Below are 17,469 nucleotides of genomic sequence, written 5' to 3'. Positions count from 1 at the left end.
GCCGACCCCCTCCATGTTCCCACGCCGCCGGGGTACGCCCGCTGCGCGGGCGACGGATCGGCCCCGGCGACCTCTCACTCCATGGGCGGCTCGACGAACAGCGCGGCCAGCCGGGGCAGGCGGCGGCGGGCCTCCTCCTCGTCGTCGAAGTCCCAGAAGTCGTTGAGATCGGGCGTCCGCACCGGCTCCCGGTCCTCCGGCAGCTCCGACGCCGTGGCCTTGCGGTACGCGTCCCAGGGCACGGTGAGCATCTGCTCGGCGGAGAACTCCTCTCCGCTGAGCGAGGCGGCCCGCACCTGGGGCAGTTCGGCAAGCGAGTCGGGGTCGCTGACCGCGCGGGCGAAGACCGCCCGCCCCTGGGTCATCAGCCAGCCCCGGAAGTGCTCGAAGCCGTCCGCGGAGGCTCCGCCGTTGATCAGGTACGCCGCGCCCCACAGGTCCGCCTTGTGCGAGGCCGCCAGCACCCTCCGCTGGTGGTGGGCGTACCCCACGATGTCCTCCGGGTCGCGCTCGGCGAGCAGGGCGACGGCACGCGCGGCGACCGGCCCGGGCTCTCCCCCGCCCCCGGCGCGGGCCTGGTCGATCAGCTGCCAGAAGTCCTCGGTCCTCATGGCTTGGCAGTCTGGCAGTGTCGCCGCGCGCCGCGCACGTACCCCGGGGCAGCATGGTGGGGTGTCCTCCCCGCCGCTGCCCCCGGTGCCGTACCACGCGGGTGCGCTGCGCCCGTCGTGGCCGGCCCTGCCGGCGGCGCTGCGGGCCGCGATCGCCGGGCGCCTCGGCGCGCCGGTGGTCACCGCCCGGGTCGCCGCCGCCGGCTTCACCCGGGGGTTCGCCGCCGTGCTCGACACCGCCGACGGTGGTCGGGCCTTCGTCAAGGCGGCACCCGCCGTCGAGCAACCGCGCCTTGTGCAGGGGTACGCGCGGGAGGCCGCGATCCTCGACCGGCTGCCGGCCGGCCTACCGGCGCCCCGCCTGCGGTGGACGCTGGACGAGGCTGGCTGGTTCGCGCTCTGCACCGACGCGGTCGACGGCCACACCCCGCGCCTGCCCTGGACGCGGACCGAGCTGGACGCCACGCTCGCCGCGTACGCCGAGGTCGCCGCCGCCCTGGCCGCCCCGCCGGCCGGGCTGACCGCGCTCGGCCTGCCCCAGCTCGCCGAGCTGGCCCGCTCGGACATCCTGTGGTGGGAGGAGGTGGCCGCCGGCCGGGAGCCGCTCCCGGCGCTGCCCGCCGCCGCCCGCGGCCGGCTGCCCGAGCTGGTGGAGCTGGAGTCCCGCCTCCCCCGGTACGCGGACGGCGCGACCGGCATGATCCACGGCGACCTGCGGGTGGACAACGTGCTCATCGACGGTGACGGTCGGGCCTGGTTCTGCGACTGGACCTGGGCCTGTTCCGGGCCGGCCTGGTTCGACCTCGTGAGCCTGCTGCTCACCGCGTACGCCAGCGGCCTGGACACCGACCGACTCTTCGCCGGACACCCGGCGTCGGCGGGCGCTCCCCCGGACGCGCTGGACGCCACCCTGGCCGCGCTGGCCGGCTACTACCTCACCGGAGCGGACGCGACACCGGCGACGGCCTCACCGCACCGGTCGGCGCACCAGCGGTGGAGCGGCGAACAGGCCCTCGACTGGCTCGCCCGCCGGCAGGGCTGGCGGTGACGCGGGGCCGGTCTGCCGGGGGCGTAGTCTGGTGGTCGTCGGGCCGGGATGGGCCGCGCGTTGACCGAGCCGTTTTGGCTCGTCCCGGGCGACCTGGTAACCTGGCTCTTCGCGCAGCGATGACGCATGTTCGTCATCACGCGCATAAGCTGACCAACCCGAGCTATCAAGACGAGGCTGTCGCGTGGCGAACATCAAGTCCCAGATCAAGCGCAACCGGCAGAACGAGAAGGCCCGGCTGCGCAACAAGTCGGTCAAGTCGTCGCTGAAGACCGCCGTCCGGAAGTTCAACGAGGCTGCCGAGGCCGGTGACGTCGAGAAGGCCACCGCTCTCATGCTGGACGCCTCTCGCAAGCTGGACAAGGCCGTCAGCAAGGGCGTGATCCACTCCAACCAGGCCGCGAACCGCAAGTCCGCGATCGCGAAGCGCGTGGTGGCACTCTCCGCCTGACGACTCCGTCAGACTGATTCGGAAAGCCCCGGACCCCCGGTCCGGGGCTTCCGTGTGTCCACGGACGGGTCGACGTGCCAGCGTGGCGTCGGCGACCGGACGGCGTGCCCGTGTCGCGGCCGCGGTCAGTCCAGTGGGTCGGTGCGGCGGGTGGGCCGCACCGGGTCGGCCGTGACCACCACCCCGGTCACGCTGTTCGAGACCCGGGCCCGGCCGACGACCGGCTCCATCTGCCGACGGAAACGGTCCCGCTCCTGCTCGGGCACGAGCGCGGCGGAACGGACCACCACGGCGGCCACCATGTCGTTGAGCTTGACCATCGCTGCCACCACCACGGGCAGCACCAGCACCGCCCACCAGGTCACCAACTCCGCGAGGGCGAGCAGCACCGCCAGGGCGATGGCGCCTTCGAAGAAGAGGAAGCAGAGCACCCCGCCGGGGTTGACGAACCGCAGGCCGAGGAGCCGGGCGTAGAGCGGCCGGTACCGTTCCTCGTCGGCGGGCATGGTCGCCCACGCCGTACGGTTCGGCCCCGTCACCGGCCGCTGCCCTGCCGGGCGGCCGCCACCGAGAAGACCGCGCGCTCCAGGGCGTACGCCCGGTCGTCCGAGCCGCCCTTGACGGCCGCGTTGCACTCGGCTGCGACCTGCATGGCCCGGACCAGCCCCTCCGGCGTCCAGCCGCGCCCCTGCCGCTGCGCCCGCTCGATCTTCCAGGCCGGCATTCCGAGACTGCTGGCGAGCTGGTACGGGTTGCCCCGCCCGGCCGACGCCACCCGGGCCACCGTACGCACCCCGTCGGCCAGGGCGTCGGCGATGGGCACCGGGTCGACACCGACGTGCAGGGCCCAGCGCAGCGCCTCCAGGGCGGCCGGCACATCGCCGACCATTGTGGCATCCGCCACCGTGAAGCCGGTCACCTCGACCCGGCCCCGGTAGTAGCGGGCCACCGTCTCGGCGCTGATCCGCCCATCGGTGTCGGCGATGAGCTGGGAGCAGGCGGCGGCCAGCTCGCGCAGGTCGTTGCCGACCGCCGCGATCAGCGCCTCGGCGGCGTCGTCGGCGCACCTGCCGCCGGCCCGGCGGATCTCGTCGCGGACGAAGGCGACCCGCTCGCGGTGCCCCTTGAGCTTGGCCGCCGAGATCACCGTCGCGCCTGCCGACCGCAGCCCGTCGGCGAACGCCTTGCCCTTGGCGCCGCCCAGGTGCAGCACCAGCAGCTGGACGTCCGGGTCGGGATTCTTCGCGTACGCCAGCAGCGCGGCGACCAGGTCCTTTCGGGCGTCCTGACCGGAGCGCAGGATGAGCAGCCGCCGCCCACCGAACAGCGATGGGCTGAGCATCTCGGCGATCTCACCGACGGTGAGCGCACCTGCCTGGTACTCGCGAACGTCCACCTCGCTCTCGACGCTGCGGACCCGCTCGACAGCTTCGGTCACGGCGCGCGTGGCGAGCAGTTCCTCGTCGCCGAGGACGAGCAGAATGGGGGCGAGGCTGGCGGGGGTCACGTCGCCCATATTCGCACGGCCCATGGCGGGTACGGGCCTGCTCATTCGCCGCCCGGTCGGTGCGGCCCGCACTAAGCGCAAATCCAGACATTTATCTCGGTTCGCCATCTAATCCGCAAGACGGTCGCCATTTCCTCCATAACGCTGCAATTTCCACGGCAGAGCCGGCCTACCCCGCGGTCGACCCTCACGGTGGTCGTCCGGGTTGCACCCCTCGGCGGGCCACCGCCAGTCCGTGGCCGGTCCGGATCGCCGCCAGGTCACCATCGGTGTCGGTCCGCAGGACCCGGGCACCGTCTCTGCTGAGCCGGGCCAGAAGCGCCGGGCTCGGGTGCCCGTAGGTGTTGCCCGCGCCGACCGGCACCAACGCGACGGCCGGCCGTACGGCGGCCAGGAAGCCGTCGTCCTGATACGCCGACCCGTGGTGGGCGACCTTCAGCACGTCCGCCCTCAGCTGTCCCGACGCCGTCCGGGCCAGCACGGCGTGCTGCTCCTCGGTCTCGGCGTCGCCGGGCAGCAGGATCTGCACGCCGGCGACCGTGGCGCGCAGCATCAACGAATTGTTGTTCGGATCGGATCTGGTGCCGGCCAGCGGGTACGGCGGACCGAGCAGGAGCAGGTCGACACCGCCGACCCGATGCAGCGCCCCGGCGGTGGTGCCGAGCAGCGTGGCCCGGCCGCTCGTCGCCGCCGCGCGGACCGCGTCCCGGCCGCTCGCCGGATCCGTCGATGGCGGGGTCAGCACGGCGCTCACCCGCCGGCCCCGGAAAACGCCGGCCACCCCGGCCACGTGGTCGGCGTGGAAGTGGCTGACCACGAACAGCGGCACCTCCCGGATGCCGAGCCGTCGCAGGCACGCGTCCACCGCGCCCGGGTCCGGGCCGGCGTCGACCACCACCGCCCGGCCGGGGGCGACGGGCAGCACCAGGGCGTCACCCTGCCCCACCGCACAGGCCACCACCACCCAACCGGGCGGCGGCCAGCCGGTGGCGATCAGTCGGACTCCGAGGGCGCCGAGCAGCGCGGCGACGGCGACGACCGCCACCACTCGGCGCACCAGGGGTCGACGCGCGGCGACCAGCAGCGCGACGGTCAGCCCGGCCAGCAGCAGGGCACCCCACGCGCCGCCCGGCCAGGGCAGGGTGCCGGCCGGGAGGCGAGCGCCCTGGCGGGCGATGACGACCAGCCACCAGGCCGGCCAGCTCGCCAGCCACGCGACGAACCCGGCCCCGGCGGGCCAGACCGGCGACAGCACGGCGGCCGTCACGCCCAGCACCGTCGCGGGGGCGATGGCCGGCACCGCCAGCAGGTTGGCCGGCACGGCCACCAGGCTGACCGTGCCGGAGATGGCGGCGACGACCGGCCCGCAGGCCACCTGGGCGGCCGCCGGCACCGCCAACGCCTCGGCCAGCCCGGCCGGGACACCCCGGCGGCGCAGCCCGTCCCGCCAGCGGGGCGCGAGCAGCAGCAGCCCCCCGGTGGCCAGCACGGACAGCGCGAACCCGGCGTCGCCGGCCAGCTCGGGGTCGACCAGCACCAGCACCGTGACGGCGGCGGCCAGCGCGGGCAGCGCGGCCCGCGGTCGACCGGCGGCCAGCGCGACGAGCCCGATCGCGCCCATCGTGGCGGCCCGGACGACGCTCGGCGACGGACGGACCAGGATGACGAACCCCACCAACGCCACCCCGCAGAGCAGGCCGGCGAGCCACGGGCCGGCGCGCGCCCAGCGGGCCAACAGCAGCACCGCGCCCAACACGATCGCGACGTTGCTGCCGGACACGGCATTGAGGTGTGTCATTCCGGTCGCCCGGAAGTCCTCCTCGACGGCGGACGGCAGGCGGCTCGTGTCCCCCACCACCAAACCCGGCAGCAGGCCACCCGGGTCGTCGGGGAGCGGCGCGCAGGCCCGTTGCAGACCCGCGCGCAGGGTGCCGGCAGCGCGCTGCGCCCACGACGGCGTACCGCGCCGCACGGGTGGACCGGCGGTGGCGAGGACCGCCGCGGTGAGGTCACCGCCGCGCGGAAGGCCCAGCCGCCCCTCGGCGGTCAGCCGCTGCCCCGGCAACAGCCCTCGCCAGGCCGGGTCGGTGGCGAGGACCAGCACCCGTACCGACGCCCGGAGCCGTTCGCCGTCGGGACCGGTCAGCCGGATCAGCTCGCCCGACACCAGCAGCATGCCGGGACGCCCGGCGGAACGGATCGGGCGCGGATCGTCACGGACGACGAGGTCGGCGGTGACCGGAGCGCGCTGCTCGGCCAGGACGCGGATCGGCGGCGCGTCCCGGACAGCCAGGCGGCCGGCGGTTGCCGCCGCGCCACAGAGCACGCCGAGGCCGACCGCGACGGCGATCCAGCCGTGCCGACGGGCGGGAGCCCGGGGGTGGCCGAGTCGGCCGAGCAGGTGCAGGGCGCTCAACGCCGACAGCACGGCCGCCGTCCCGCCCACCAGCAGGAGCGGGCGGACGTCGACGTGCAGGCCGGTGAGCGCGGTGAGCCAGGCGGCCACGGCCAGCCCGGCGAGCCGGAGATCCGGCGGCGAGGTCCGGGGTTGGGTGAGGTCCGGGTGGCTCGACGGGGTGGGATGAGCGCCGCTCACACCGTCACCAGATCCTTGAGCTGTTCGTAGCGCGCGTCACCGATCCCGTCGACCTGGCGCAGGTCACCGACGCCCTTGAACCCGCCGTGCTGATCCCGGTAGGCGAGGATCCGCTGGGCGAGCACCGGCCCCACCCCGGGCAGCGCGTCGAGCTGGGCCAGCGTCGCTGTGTTGAGGTTCAGCGGCCCGCCCGCGGCCGGCACCCCACCGGCCGCCGGGTCGGCGGCGCCGGCCGGTGCGGGTGGTGGCGTCACCCCGACCACGATCAGCTCGCCGTCGGTGACCTTGCGGGCGGGGTTGAGCAGCGCCACGTCGACCCCGGGCAGCGGGCCACCGGCCGCCTGCACGGCGTCGGCGAGCCGGGCCCCGGCCGGCAAGCGCACCAGCCCGGGTCTGCGTACCTTGCCCGCGACCGCCACCACCAGCTCGCCTGGCGCCGACGCGCTCCCCTGCTCCGTCGGGAGGGCCGATGCGGCCTCGCTGGCCGACGGGGCGACCGGTTCCGCGTGCGGCCGGGACCGCCAGGCCCAACCAGCGGCGGCCAGGACGACCACGAGGGCGACGACCGCCAATGCCCGTACGCCGCGCCGTCCCGGATCGAACGCCCCGGGGCCGGGCAGCCGTGCCGCACCGCTGTCAGGATCGGCGGCCACGTCCGCCGCCGGGTTGGTCACCGGCGCTCCGGCCCGCAGTGGCGGCGCACCGAACGGAAGCGCCCCCACAAGTGGCGCCGCGCCACCCGTCGGGGCCGTCAACCGGCGCAGACGCTGGCGTACCTCTGTCTCCTCGTCCTGCGACACACCGCGACGCTAGGGCGACCGACGGCATGGTGGGGCGCTCCGGCCTCGACCTGTGGACCACGGACGCCACTGTGGACAACCCCCTGATCATGCTCGCGTCTGCTACGGGGGCCAAGGGCCACCGACCGCCGGAAGTAGCGCGCATTCATGGATGACTATTAATGTCGGAGGTATGACGTGTGACGTCACCCCCACCACCACCGACACGAAGAGGAATCCATGGACGTGAAGAGAAGGCTGAGCCGTTCGCTGGCCGCCGCGGGGACCCTGCTGGTCCTCGTCGCCGGGGCCGGCGCCTACGTGGTCTCCGAGACGCCCGGCGTCGCCCGGGCCGCCGGCACCGGCCCGTGCGACATCTACGCCTCCGGCGGCACGCCGTGCGTGGCCGCGCACAGCACCACCCGAGCCCTGTACGGGGCGTACAACGGCCCGCTCTACCAGGTCCGCCGCTCGTCGGACAACACCACCCGCGACGTCGGCGTGCTGAGCGCCGGTGGCGTCGCCAACGCCGCCACGCAGGACACGTTCTGCGCCAACACGAGCTGCGTGATCACGGTCATCTACGACCAGTCCGGCCGCAACAACCGCCTGACCCAGGCGCCCCCGGGCGGCTTCACCGGCCCCGCCGCCGGCGGGTACGACAACCTCGCCGACGCGAAGGCGGCACCGGTCACCATCGGCGGTCAGAAGGCGTACGGGGTCTACATCGCCCCCGGCACCGGCTACCGCAACAACAACACCAACGGCGTCGCGACCGGCGACCAGCCCGAGGGCATCTACGCGGTCGTCGACGGCACGCACTACAACCAGTGGTGCTGTTTCGACTACGGCAATGCGCAGACCAACGTCCAGGCCGACGAACGCGCCATCATGGAGACCGTCTACTTCGGCGCCAACAAGCAGTGGGGCTACGGAGCAGGGGCGGGCCCCTGGATCATGGCCGACCTTGAGTGGGGGCTGTTCTCCGGGGTGAACGCGGGCTACAACAACATCGCGTCCATCAACCACCGCTTCGTGACCGCCATGGTCAAGGGCGAGCCGAACCACTGGGCGATCCGGGGCGGGAACGCGCAGTCGGGCGGCCTGACCACCTACTTCGACGGTCGACGCCCCAACGGCTACAACCCCATGAAGAAGGAGGGGGCCATCCTGCTCGGTATCGGCGGCGACAACAGCATCACCGGCCGGGGCACATTCTTCGAGGGTGTGTTGACGTCCGGCTACCCGTCGGCCGCCACCGAGGACGCCGTGCAGGCCAACATCGCCGCTGCCGCCTACACCCCCGCCACCGGCGGCAACCCGCAGCAGAACGTCCAGGTCGTGGGCGCGCAGTCCGGCCGCTGCCTCGACGTACCGAACGGCACGACCACAAACGGCACCCAGGTGCAGCTCTGGGACTGCAGCGGCGGCACGCCACAACGCTGGACCTACACCGCCGGAAAGCAGATCCAGGTGTACGGCAACAAGTGCCTCGACGCCAACGGCCAGGGCACCACCAACGGCACCCAGGTCATCATCTGGGACTGCAACGGACAGCAGAACCAGCAGTGGAACGTCAACGCGAACGGCTCCATCACCGGCGTCCAGTCCGGGCTCTGCCTCGACGCCAACGGCGCCGCCACCGCCAACGGCACGAAGGTCATCCTCTGGGCCTGCAACGGGCAGCAGAACCAGCAGTGGGCCCTGCGTAGCTGATCAGGCCGCCGGTCGCGCCGTCTCCGGGTCGTCACCACGAGCCGGAGGCGGCACGCCCGCGTCGGGTCAGCGGGCCTCCGGGTCGAGGCCGAGCACGGCTCGTCCGCCGTCGACCGGCAGCGTCACCCCGTTGACGAAGCTCGCCGCCGGCGACAGCAGGTACGCGACAGCCTCCGCCACCTCGTCCGCGCGCCCGATCCGGCCCACCGGATGCAGCCGGGTCAGTTCGGCGTCGATCCACTCGGCCCGGGACGGCTCCTGCGCGGCGAGGAACTCGGCGTGCCGCTCGGTGGCGATCGAGCCGAGCGCGACGGCGTTGGCGCGGATACCGTGCCGCCCGTACTCGACGGCCAGCGCCCGGGTCAGCCCCTCCACGGCGGCCTTCGCCGTGGCGTACGGCAGGGCGCCCGACACCGGCCGGCGGGCCTGGTGCGACGAGACGTTCACGATGGCCCCGCCCGTGCCGGCGGCCAGGAAGCGGCGGACCGCCACCGCCGCGCCCACCACTGCGGGGCGCAGGTTCAGCCCGATCAGGTCCAGGACGGTGTCGGCCGACGCCGAGTGCAGCGCCGCGTCCCGGAATACCGCCGCGTTGTTCACCCACCCGGTGAGACGGCCGGCGCGCTCGGCCACCTCGGCGGCGTGCTCGGCCACCCGCTCGTCGCCGGCGTCGCCGAGCACCGGCAGCAGGCGGTCGGCGGCGGGGTGTCCGGCCAGCCACTCCACCGCCTCGGGGTCGCGCTCCACGACGACGACGGTGACGCCGGTCGTCACCAGCCGTTGCACCACGGCTCGGCCGACGCCACGGCCGCCGCCGGTCACCACGCACGCGGTGGCCACCGGCTCAGCCGTCCGATCGCCGGTGCACGACCACGCACGCCAGCCCCGGCCCGGCGTGCGCGGCGACCACCGCGCCGGCCTCGGAGACGTACGTGTCGTGCAGCCGCGCACCGAGCCGCTCGGTGAGCGCGGCGAGCAGCGCCTCGGCACGGTGCGGTGCGGCCAGGTGGTGTACGCCGAGGTCCACGTCGTCGTCGCCGGCCGCCTCGACGGCCAGGTCGACGAGACGGGCCACTCCCCGGCTGGCGGTGCGCACCTTCTCGCGCAGCACGATCGCCCCGTCCGGCATGTGCATGATCGGCTTGACCGACAGGGCCGTGCCGAACAGCGCCTCGGCCGCGTTGATCCGGCCACCCCGGCGGAGGAACTCCAACGTGTCGACGTAGAACCAGACGGTGGTCCGGGCGACGGAGGCGAGCGCCGCGTCGCGTACACCGGCGAGGTCTGCCCCGGCCTCGGCGGCCGCGGCGGCCGCGATGGCCGGGAAGCCGAGCCCCATGCCGGCGGAGCGGCTGTCGACAACCTCGACCCGACCGTCGAAGTCGACGGCGGCCAGCCGGGCCGCCTCGACGGTGCCGGACAGGCCGGCGGACAGGTGGACCGAGACGACGCCGTCGGCGCCGTCGTCCAGGAGGCGGCGGTACGTCCGGGCGAACTGCTCGGGGGCCGGGCGGGAGGTGCTGGCCGAGACCCGGCGCTCGCGCAACGCCCTGGTGGCGTCGGCGGGCTGGGTCTCCACCCCCTCCAGACCCTCCGCGCCGTTGAGCACGACGGTCAGCGGAACGACGGTCAGCCGGTGCCGCCGCACCAGCTCGGGCGGAAGGTAGGCGGTGGAGTCGGTGACGACCGCGACGGGCATGCCCGGCACGCTAGCCGATCACGACGGGATACGCCGAGGCGCGAGCGCGCCGGCCGCGGGCGGGGACGGCGCTCAGACCGCGTCGACGACGGCCGGGGCGGAGACCAGGCCGACGTTGTGCCCCCGCAGCTGCCAGCCTCGAACGTCGTCGTGCCGCAGCTCGGACCAGTGGCAGTTGGCCAGCGAGCCGATGGTGCGCAGCACGCCGGAGGGCCAGCCGAGCAAGTGGCCGACGCCCTGGCGGGAGCCACCGCCGTGGGTCGCGATGACCACGGTCCCGCCGGGGGCCACGTCGGCCGCCGCCAGGAACGCCGCGGCGACCCGCTCGCCGAGGGCGTCCAGCGGCTCCAGGTCCGCCCCCGGGTCGGGGTCGCCAGCCCGCCAGCGGGCGTACTCGGCGGGGAAACGCTCGGCGACCTCGGTGAGGTGCAGGCCCTGCCACTGGCCGAAGTGCCGCTCGCGCAACCGGACGTCGGTGCGGACCGGCAGCCCGGTCAGCGCGGCCAACGCCGCCGCGGTCTCCGCGGCGCGGCTCAGGTCGCTGGACACGATGGCGTCGGGACGCAGCGACGCGAGCAGCGGCGCGGCGGCGCGGGCCTGCTCGCGGCCCAGCTCGTTGAGGGGTACGTCGGTCTGCCCCTGGACGCGGTTGGCGGCGTTCCAGTCGGTGTTGCCGTGCCGCCAGACGATCAGCCGGGTCATTCGGCTGCGGCGGTCCCGCCGGCGTCGGCCTCGACCAGGTCGCGGTCGACGAACGGGATGGTGGGGCAGTCCTTCCAGAGGCGGTCGAGCCCGTAGAACTCGCGCTCCTCGGTGTGCTGGACGTGCACCACGATGTCGACGTAGTCGAGCAGCACCCAGCGGCCGCCCCGCTCACCCTCGCGCCGGATCGGCTTGGCCTTCTCCGGAAGCTCCAGCAGGCGCTCCTCGATGGCGTCGACGATGGCGAGCACCTGACGCTCGTTGGGGGCGGCGGCGAGCAGGAACGCGTCGGTGATGGCGAGCTGGTCGCCGACGTCGATGATCGCGATGTCCTGCGCCTTCTTGTCGGCGGCGGCCTGGGCGGCTGCCATTGCCAGCTCGTGCGCGCGTTCGGAAACTGTCACCGTTCTCCTTCGATCAGGCGTGCGATCCACCAAGCGTCTCACACCCGGCGAGGTCACGACCCGTCAGTTCTGGTCGATTAGGCGTACAGAACGGTGGATACCGGACGTGATCAGGGCTGATAGAGGCGTCGCTTGGCGATGTACTGCACCACACCGTCGGGCACCAGATACCAGACCGGTTCGCCCCGGGCGACCCGGGCGCGGCAGTCGGTCGACGAGATGGACATCGCGGGCACCTGGATCAGGCTGACCGTGTCCGCCGGAAGGTGCTCGTCGGTCAGCGGGAAGCCGGGGCGGGTCACCCCGATGAAGTGGGCCAGCTCGAAGATCTCGTCCAGGTCCTTCCAGGACAGGATGCGTTGCAGCGCGTCCGCTCCGGTGATGAAGAAGAGTTGCACCTTGGGGCCGTACTCGGCCTGGAGGTCGCGCAGCGTGTCGACGGTGTAGGTCGGCCCGCTGCGGTCGATGTCGACCCGGCTGACCTGGAAGCGGGGGTTGGAGGCGGTGGCGATGACAGTCATGAGGTACCGGTCCTCGGCGGGGCTGACCGGTTCGTCAGCCTTCTGCCACGGCTGCCCGGTCGGGACGAACACCACCTCGTCCAGGCCGAACCGGTCCGCCACCTCACTGGCCGCGACGAGGTGCCCGTGGTGGATCGGGTCGAAGGTGCCGCCCATGATCCCGATCCGCCGGATATCTTCCTCCACCCCGTGATCGTAGGCCGGGCGTCGGGGCAGGCCGCTGCGGCCCGGCGCGCGAGGGGGTCGCCAGGCGACCGACCCCGTGCATATACTCGCCTACGAGTAATTGCCGGCGAGTAAGGGGACGTCATGCCGAAGCGGCGCAAGGTCGGCAACCTGCTCGCACTGGCCGTGCTCTCCGCCCTCGTCCAGCGGCCCATGCACCCCTACGAGATGGCCAGCACCCTGCGCGCCTGGGGCAAGGACCAGGACATGGAGATCAAGTGGGGCTCCTTCTACACGGTCATCCGCAACCTGGACAAACACCAGTTGATCGCCGCGGTGGAGAGCGTCCGCGAGGGCCGGCGCCCGGAACGCACCGTCTATCGGATCACCGAGGCGGGCCGGGCCGAACTGGTCGACTGGGCACGAGAACTGGTCGCCACGCCGATGCCGGAGCATCCCCGCTTCCGGGCCGGTCTGTCCGTCCTCGCCGCCCTGCATCCCGACGAGGCCACCGACCTGCTCCGGCAGCGACTCGACCGGCTGGACGACGCGCTCCGCCGGGACCGCGAGACGCTCGACGCCCACCTGCGGGAGATCCCCCGGCTGTTCCTGGTGGAGTCGGAGTACGACCTGGCCATGCGAGCCGCGGAGGCGACCTGGCTGCGGGCCCTGCTCGCCGAGCTGACCTCGGGCAGCTACCCGGGGCTGGACACGTGGCGGGCCTTCCACGAGACCGGCGAGATGCCGGCCGAGCTGATCGAACTGGCCGAGAGGACCAGCAGCGACCCCGACAACGCCGACTGAGAAGACAGCTCCGGCGGGGTGCGCCAACACCCCGCCGGAGCCCTACCTCGAACCGACACCTGAGCAGGCACCCGGCCCGAAGCGGCAACCATGAGGATAACCGGGTTCCCTCCCAGGTCGGTTCGCACGCACGCACCCGACGACACCCAGGGAGAGAGCATGACCACGGTACGAACCGCGATCGTCATCGGCGGCGGCATCGCCGGCCCGGTGACGGCGCTCGCGCTACACCGCGCCGGCATCACCGCCACCGTTCACGAGGCGTACCCGGCCACCGCCGCCGGGGTGGGCGGCATCGGCGGCACCCTCGCGCTCGCGCCCAACGGCGTGGCGGCCCTGCGGGCGGTCGGCGCGGACGAGGCGGTGACGGCGATCGCCACCCCGATCGACCGGACCGTCATGGCCGTCGGCCGTCGGCGCATCGACCTGCCCACCTTGGCCGGAGTGCCGCCGCTGCGCGTGGTGCACCGGGCCGAGCTGCACCGGGTCTTGCACGACCGGGCGGTCGACGAGGGCGTCGCCTTCGCGTACGGCCGGCGGCTGGTCGCCGTCGAGCAGACCGACAGCGGCGTGACCGCGCGCTTCGAGGACGGCAGCACGGCCACCGCCGACGTCCTGGTCGGCGCGGATGGCATCCGGTCCACGGTCCGTGGCCTCATCGACCCGGCCGCGCCCGGCCCCCGGTTCACCGGGCTGCTCGGCTTCGAGGCGGTCGCCCGGCACGAGGTGGACGCCGAGGCGGGCACGATGACGTTCGCGTTCGGGCGACGCGGCTACTACCTGTACTGGCCGGAGCCCGGCGGCGGCACCCGTTGGGGGGCCAACCTGCCGCAGCAGCGGCCGATGAGCCTCGTCGAGGCCCGGGCGGTGCCGGCAGAGCAGTGGCTGGACACGTTGCGCACCACCTACGGCGACGACGACCCGGGCGGGGAGCTGGTGGCCACCAGCAGCGCCGACGAACTCCAGGTCGTCGGATCGTTGCAGATCATGCCGCCCGTGCCGCACTGGCACCGGGGCCGGATGGTGCTGGTCGGCGACGCGGCGCACGCGCCGTCGAACAGCTCCGGGCAGGGCGCCTCGCTCGCCATCGAGAGCGGGGTGCAGCTCGCCCGCTGCCTGCGGGACCTGCCCGACGTGGCGTCGGCGTTCGACGCGTACGTGCGGCTGCGCCGCACCCGGGTCGAGAAGGTCGCCGCCCGCGCGGCGCGGATCAACCACACCAAGGCCCCGGGGCCGGTCGCGCGGACGCTGATGCCGCTGCTGATGCCGCTGCTCGTGCGCACGGCGATGGACCCGGAACGGACCATCGCCCACGAGCAGCGCCACGTCATCGACTTCGACGCCCCGGTGACGGCGGAGCCCGCGCTGCGCTGACCGCAGGGCGCGGGGTGGCCAGGCCGCCCCGCGCCCTGCCGGCACCGAATCGTCTCGGCGGCCCGGCCGCAGGCTGCCGCCGGGACCCCGCCTCAGGCTGAGGCGGCGGCCACCGCCGTCCGGGCGACGAGCGCGCGCCGCAGGTCGTCGTCCGCGTCGGTGACCACCCGGCGCAGACCCGGGGTCAGGTCGTCGCGGGCCAGCAGCGCCGCGGCCGCCTCCCGGGTCGGCTGCGCCACGGCGTAGTGGGGAAACGCCAGCTTCGCCACCCGGTCGGCCGTCCACGCGGTACGCCGACGCGCGGCGGCCGGCATCTCCGTGAAGTACCGCTCGACGTACGCGGCGGTCAGGTCGGCCTGCTCGGGCTGCCAGAACCCCTCGGCCGTCGCCTCCAGCAGCCGGTTGGACAGCTCGGTGTCGCGCACGATGATCTCCCATGCCGCCTGCTTCGCGGCCGGGTCGGGCAGAGCGGCCCGGCAGCGGGCGGCCCGTTCCGCGCCGGTGGAGCTGACGTCGGCGGCCGCCTCGGTGGCGATCTCCGCCTCCCCGGCCGCGCCCAGCACCACGAGCCGGCGCAGCACCGCCCACCGCAGCTCGGCGTCGACCTTCAGCCCCGCTGGTACGTCCCGGCCGGCGAGCCAACCGACGAGCAGGTCCGTGTCGGTGGTGGCGGCGATCCAGCCGCGCGCGGCGGCGAGCTGCAACGACTCCCCCGCCGGGGCGCCGTCCAGCAACTGTCGGCAGGCCAGGGCGACCCGGGCCAGCGCCGCCGAACGGGCCAGCGGGTCGAGGTAGCGGTCCACCAGGGACCGGCTGAGGGTCAGCACGTCCTCCGCGACGATCACCTCGGTCTCGGCCGGCAGCGCCGCGACCATCAGGTCGACCAGGCCGGCGACCGGCCGCTCCCCGTCGGTCACCGCGTCCAGGGCCTCGCCCCAGAGCACCGCCCGGGTGAGCGGGTCGGCCAGGCCCGGCAGGACCAGCGCGACGGCGTCCGCCGACGCCGGGTCGAGACGCACCTTGGCGAAGGTGAGGTCGCCGTCGTTGAGCAGCAGCACCTGAGCCGCCGGCTCGCCGGCCAACTCGCCGAGCACGGTCCGACCGCCGTCGACGGCCGGGTCGAGATCCACCTCGTCGCGCCGCACCGCGCCGTCCGCCGCGTACCGGCCCACGCCGATGCGGTGCGGACGCAGCACCGGATGCGACTCGGGCGCGGTCTGCACCACGGCGACCTCGGTGTAGCGGCCGTCCGCGTCGACGGCGACCTCGGCGCGCAGCGTGTTGACCTGCGGCTGGCGCAGCCACAGCTCGGCCCAACCGGACAGGTCCCGGCCGCTGGCCGTGCTCAGGCTGGCCAGCAGGTCGGCGAGGGTGGCGTTGCCGAAGCGGTGCGCGGCGAAGTGCGCGTTCAGGCCGGCGAGGAACGCCTCGTCGCCGAGCCACGCCACGAGCTGCCGCAGCACGGAGGCGCCCTTGGCGTACGAGATGCCGTCGAAGTTGAGCAGGCCCTCGTCGGCGTCGGCCACCTCCGGCGGGGCGACCGGATGGGTGGAGGGGCGCTGGTCGGCCGCGTACCCCCAGGCCTTGCGGCGCATGGCGAACGTGGTCCAGGACTGGTCGAAGCGGGTCGCCTCGGCGGTGACCCGGGTGCCCAGGTACTCGGCGAAGGACTCGTTGAGCCACAGGTCGTCCCACCAGCGCATGGTGACCAGGTCACCGAACCACATGTGGGCCATCTCGTGGGCGATGGTGGTGGCCCGGAGCTCGCGCTCGGTGTCGGTGACCGCCGAGCGGAACACGTAGTCGTCGCGGAAGGTGACGATGCCCGGATTTTCCATCGCGCCGGCGTTGAACTCGGGGACGAACGCCTGGTCGTACTTGCCGAACGGGTAGCGCTCGGTGAAGAGCTGGTGGAACCGGTCCAGGCACTGCCGGGTGACGGTGAAGATCTCCTCGGCGTCGGCGTCGAGGTGCTCGGCGAGCGACCGTCGACAGTAGAGGCCCAGCGGAATGCCGTCGTGCTCGGACCGGCGGACGTGGTACGGCCCCGCGATGAGCGAGAAGAAGTACGTCGCCAGCGGCGCGGTCGGGGCGAACTCCCAGCGCCCCGGGGCCGGGGTGGCGACCACCTCGGCGTTGCCGGAGACCGTCCACTGCGGCGGCGCGGTGACCGTGAGGGTGAACGGGGCCTTGAGGTCGGGCTGGTCGAACGCGGCGAAAATGCGCTGGGCGTTGTCGAGGAACGACATCGCGTAGAGATAGGTCTCGCCGTCCGCCGGGTCGACGAAGCGGTGCAGCCCCTCCCCGGCGTTGGAGTACGCCATCTCCGCCTCGACGAACAGGGTGTTCGTCTCGGCGAGGTCGCCCAGCGGCAGCCGGTTGTCGGTCAACGTGCCGGGGTCGACGTCGCGGTCGTTGAGGCGTACCGCGAGGAGGTTGGCGGGCTTGACCTCGGCGAAGGTCGCGGTGCCGGGGGTCGCCCGGAACCGGATCTCGACGCGGGAACGGAACAGGTCCCCGTCGCCGGTCAGGTCGAGGTCCACCTGATAGGACTCGACAGTAATCGCCGCGCCACGCGCGGTCGCCTCTACACGGGTCAGGCTCGGCATCCGCTTATCCTGCCCGATGGGGATCGGCACGCGGTCCCCAGACGGCCCCCGCACTGGAGGAAAGAACCATGGCGCAGCACCCCAAGGGCGATTTCGACCTCTCCCGGGCCGTCTGGCAACGGGCCGAGGGGGACACCTCGGAGAGCGCCGTCGAGGTCGCGTTCGTCGACGATCTGATCGGGATGCGCAACTCCGCCGAGCCGGAGGGCCCCGTGCTCGTCTTCACCCAGGCCGAGTGGGACGCGTTCGTCGCGGGCGCGCAGGACGGCGAGTTCGACCTGGACTGATCGCCCGGCGGTGGGGGGGGGGGGGGGGGGGCCCCCCCCCCCCCCCCCCCCCGCCCCCCCCCCCCCCCCCCCCCGCCCCCCCCCCCCCCCCCCCCCCCCCCCCGCCTCTGCCGCCTCGGTCGTCACACCTGTGCCGGGGGCTCCGTGTGCGTGGTCACGGCGATACGATTCCACACGTTGATTGTGGCGATCGCGA

17 protein-coding genes are annotated in these 17,469 nt (G+C 73.9%); 6 read left to right on the top strand and 11 right to left on the bottom strand.

The features are described from left to right. Window positions 1-74 precede the first annotated feature (74 nt). The gene (locus tag ACGGAQ_RS30415) at window positions 75-611 is read right to left on the bottom strand and encodes a DUF4240 domain-containing protein (RefSeq protein WP_354857963.1); all 537 of its coding nucleotides are present in this window, start codon (window positions 609-611) and stop codon (window positions 75-77) included. On the opposite strand from ACGGAQ_RS30415, the gene ACGGAQ_RS30410 reads away from it, so the two are divergent. Both ACGGAQ_RS30410 and rpsT read left to right on the top strand, forming a co-directional pair. Further along, on the top strand, window positions 610-1,659 hold the full coding sequence (locus ACGGAQ_RS30410; RefSeq protein ID WP_393055144.1) for a phosphotransferase: 1,050 nt from the start codon (window positions 610-612) through the stop codon (window positions 1,657-1,659). The genes ACGGAQ_RS30415 and ACGGAQ_RS30410 overlap by 2 nt on opposite strands. A 184-nt stretch (window positions 1,660-1,843) precedes the next feature. Then, complete coding sequence (rpsT, locus tag ACGGAQ_RS30405; RefSeq protein ID WP_007464006.1) at window positions 1,844-2,110, top strand: 30S ribosomal protein S20; 267 nt, start codon at window positions 1,844-1,846, stop codon at window positions 2,108-2,110. 125 nt (window positions 2,111-2,235) lie between these two features. Here rpsT and ACGGAQ_RS30400 read toward each other — a convergent pair whose 3' ends face one another. From ACGGAQ_RS30400 to ACGGAQ_RS30385, 4 genes are all read right to left on the bottom strand, one after another. Next, window positions 2,236-2,649, bottom strand: coding sequence for a hypothetical protein (locus ACGGAQ_RS30400; protein ID WP_393055142.1), 414 nt, complete (start codon window positions 2,647-2,649; stop codon window positions 2,236-2,238). Continuing rightward, the gene (gene holA / locus ACGGAQ_RS30395) at window positions 2,646-3,626 is read right to left on the bottom strand and encodes a DNA polymerase III subunit delta (RefSeq protein ID WP_393055224.1); all 981 of its coding nucleotides are present in this window, start codon (window positions 3,624-3,626) and stop codon (window positions 2,646-2,648) included. The genes ACGGAQ_RS30400 and holA overlap by 4 nt, the downstream gene beginning before the upstream one ends. Window positions 3,627-3,804: 178 nt before the next feature. Beyond that, a complete protein-coding gene (locus ACGGAQ_RS30390) occupies window positions 3,805-6,213 on the bottom strand; it encodes a ComEC/Rec2 family competence protein (protein ID WP_393055140.1) in 2,409 nt (802 codons plus the stop codon). Further along, complete coding sequence (locus tag ACGGAQ_RS30385; RefSeq protein ID WP_393055138.1) at window positions 6,210-7,013, bottom strand: helix-hairpin-helix domain-containing protein; 804 nt, start codon at window positions 7,011-7,013, stop codon at window positions 6,210-6,212. Before ACGGAQ_RS30385 ends, ACGGAQ_RS30390 begins: the two co-directional genes overlap by 4 nt. A gap of 219 nt (window positions 7,014-7,232) precedes the next feature. Here ACGGAQ_RS30385 and ACGGAQ_RS30380 point away from each other — a divergent pair, with 219 nt between their 5' ends. Beyond that, the gene (locus ACGGAQ_RS30380) at window positions 7,233-8,708 is read left to right on the top strand and encodes an arabinofuranosidase catalytic domain-containing protein (protein ID WP_393055136.1); all 1,476 of its coding nucleotides are present in this window, start codon (window positions 7,233-7,235) and stop codon (window positions 8,706-8,708) included. Between the two features lie 66 nt (window positions 8,709-8,774). Here the strand turns inward: ACGGAQ_RS30380 and ACGGAQ_RS30375 are convergent, their stop codons facing one another. From ACGGAQ_RS30375 to nadD, 5 genes are all read right to left on the bottom strand, one after another. Continuing rightward, a complete protein-coding gene (locus ACGGAQ_RS30375) occupies window positions 8,775-9,548 on the bottom strand; it encodes an SDR family NAD(P)-dependent oxidoreductase (RefSeq protein WP_393055134.1) in 774 nt (257 codons plus the stop codon). A gap of 4 nt (window positions 9,549-9,552) precedes the next feature. Beyond that, the gene (locus tag ACGGAQ_RS30370; protein WP_393055132.1) at window positions 9,553-10,407 is read right to left on the bottom strand and encodes a DegV family protein; all 855 of its coding nucleotides are present in this window, start codon (window positions 10,405-10,407) and stop codon (window positions 9,553-9,555) included. Between the two features lie 72 nt (window positions 10,408-10,479). Beyond that, window positions 10,480-11,109 carry a histidine phosphatase family protein gene (locus ACGGAQ_RS30365; RefSeq protein ID WP_393055130.1) on the bottom strand — a complete coding sequence of 210 codons (630 nt, stop codon included), beginning with the start codon at window positions 11,107-11,109 and terminating at the stop codon, window positions 10,480-10,482. Continuing rightward, entirely contained in the window at window positions 11,106-11,513 is a 408-nt protein-coding gene (gene rsfS / locus ACGGAQ_RS30360; RefSeq protein ID WP_354857937.1) for a ribosome silencing factor, read from the bottom strand. The genes ACGGAQ_RS30365 and rsfS overlap by 4 nt, the downstream gene beginning before the upstream one ends. Window positions 11,514-11,623: 110 nt before the next feature. Beyond that, window positions 11,624-12,220 carry a nicotinate-nucleotide adenylyltransferase gene (gene nadD, locus ACGGAQ_RS30355; RefSeq protein WP_203178711.1) on the bottom strand — a complete coding sequence of 199 codons (597 nt, stop codon included), beginning with the start codon at window positions 12,218-12,220 and terminating at the stop codon, window positions 11,624-11,626. Window positions 12,221-12,343: 123 nt separating this feature from the next. Here nadD and ACGGAQ_RS30350 point away from each other — a divergent pair, with 123 nt between their 5' ends. Next, window positions 12,344-13,003 (top strand): PadR family transcriptional regulator, encoded by a 660-nt coding sequence (locus tag ACGGAQ_RS30350; protein ID WP_393055127.1) that lies wholly within the window; start codon window positions 12,344-12,346, stop codon window positions 13,001-13,003. 159 nt (window positions 13,004-13,162) lie between these two features. Continuing rightward, entirely contained in the window at window positions 13,163-14,377 is a 1,215-nt protein-coding gene (locus ACGGAQ_RS30345) for an FAD-dependent monooxygenase (RefSeq protein ID WP_393055125.1), read from the top strand. A gap of 92 nt (window positions 14,378-14,469) precedes the next feature. Here ACGGAQ_RS30345 and pepN read toward each other — a convergent pair whose 3' ends face one another. After that, complete coding sequence (pepN, locus tag ACGGAQ_RS30340) at window positions 14,470-16,986, bottom strand: aminopeptidase N (RefSeq protein ID WP_393055123.1); 2,517 nt, start codon at window positions 16,984-16,986, stop codon at window positions 14,470-14,472. Between the two features lie 68 nt (window positions 16,987-17,054). On the opposite strand from pepN, the gene ACGGAQ_RS30335 reads away from it, so the two are divergent. Then, window positions 17,055-17,273 (top strand): DUF397 domain-containing protein, encoded by a 219-nt coding sequence (locus ACGGAQ_RS30335; RefSeq protein WP_007464035.1) that lies wholly within the window; start codon window positions 17,055-17,057, stop codon window positions 17,271-17,273. Window positions 17,274-17,469: the final 196 nt, after the last annotated feature.

The sequence above is a fragment of the Micromonospora sp. NPDC047557 genome (genome assembly GCF_043205095.1).
Lineage (GTDB): Bacteria > Actinomycetota > Actinomycetes > Mycobacteriales > Micromonosporaceae > Micromonospora.
This window is presented reverse-complemented; position numbering and strand designations above follow the sequence as displayed.

Coding starts and splice junctions, on each gene's coding strand:
- ACGGAQ_RS30345 (WP_393055125.1), top strand. CDS start 13,163: ATGACCACGGTACGAACCGCGATCGTCATCGGCGGCGGCATCGCCGGC.
- ACGGAQ_RS30350 (WP_393055127.1), top strand. CDS start 12,344: ATGCCGAAGCGGCGCAAGGTCGGCAACCTGCTCGCACTGGCCGTGCTC.
- pepN (WP_393055123.1), bottom strand. CDS start 16,986: ATGCCGAGCCTGACCCGTGTAGAGGCGACCGCGCGTGGCGCGGCGATT.
- holA (WP_393055224.1), bottom strand. CDS start 3,626: ATGGGCGACGTGACCCCCGCCAGCCTCGCCCCCATTCTGCTCGTCCTC.
- ACGGAQ_RS30380 (WP_393055136.1), top strand. CDS start 7,233: ATGGACGTGAAGAGAAGGCTGAGCCGTTCGCTGGCCGCCGCGGGGACC.
- ACGGAQ_RS30335 (WP_007464035.1), top strand. CDS start 17,055: ATGGCGCAGCACCCCAAGGGCGATTTCGACCTCTCCCGGGCCGTCTGG.
- ACGGAQ_RS30370 (WP_393055132.1), bottom strand. CDS start 10,407: ATGCCCGTCGCGGTCGTCACCGACTCCACCGCCTACCTTCCGCCCGAG.
- ACGGAQ_RS30410 (WP_393055144.1), top strand. CDS start 610: ATGGCTTGGCAGTCTGGCAGTGTCGCCGCGCGCCGCGCACGTACCCCG.
- ACGGAQ_RS30365 (WP_393055130.1), bottom strand. CDS start 11,109: ATGACCCGGCTGATCGTCTGGCGGCACGGCAACACCGACTGGAACGCC.
- ACGGAQ_RS30415 (WP_354857963.1), bottom strand. CDS start 611: ATGAGGACCGAGGACTTCTGGCAGCTGATCGACCAGGCCCGCGCCGGG.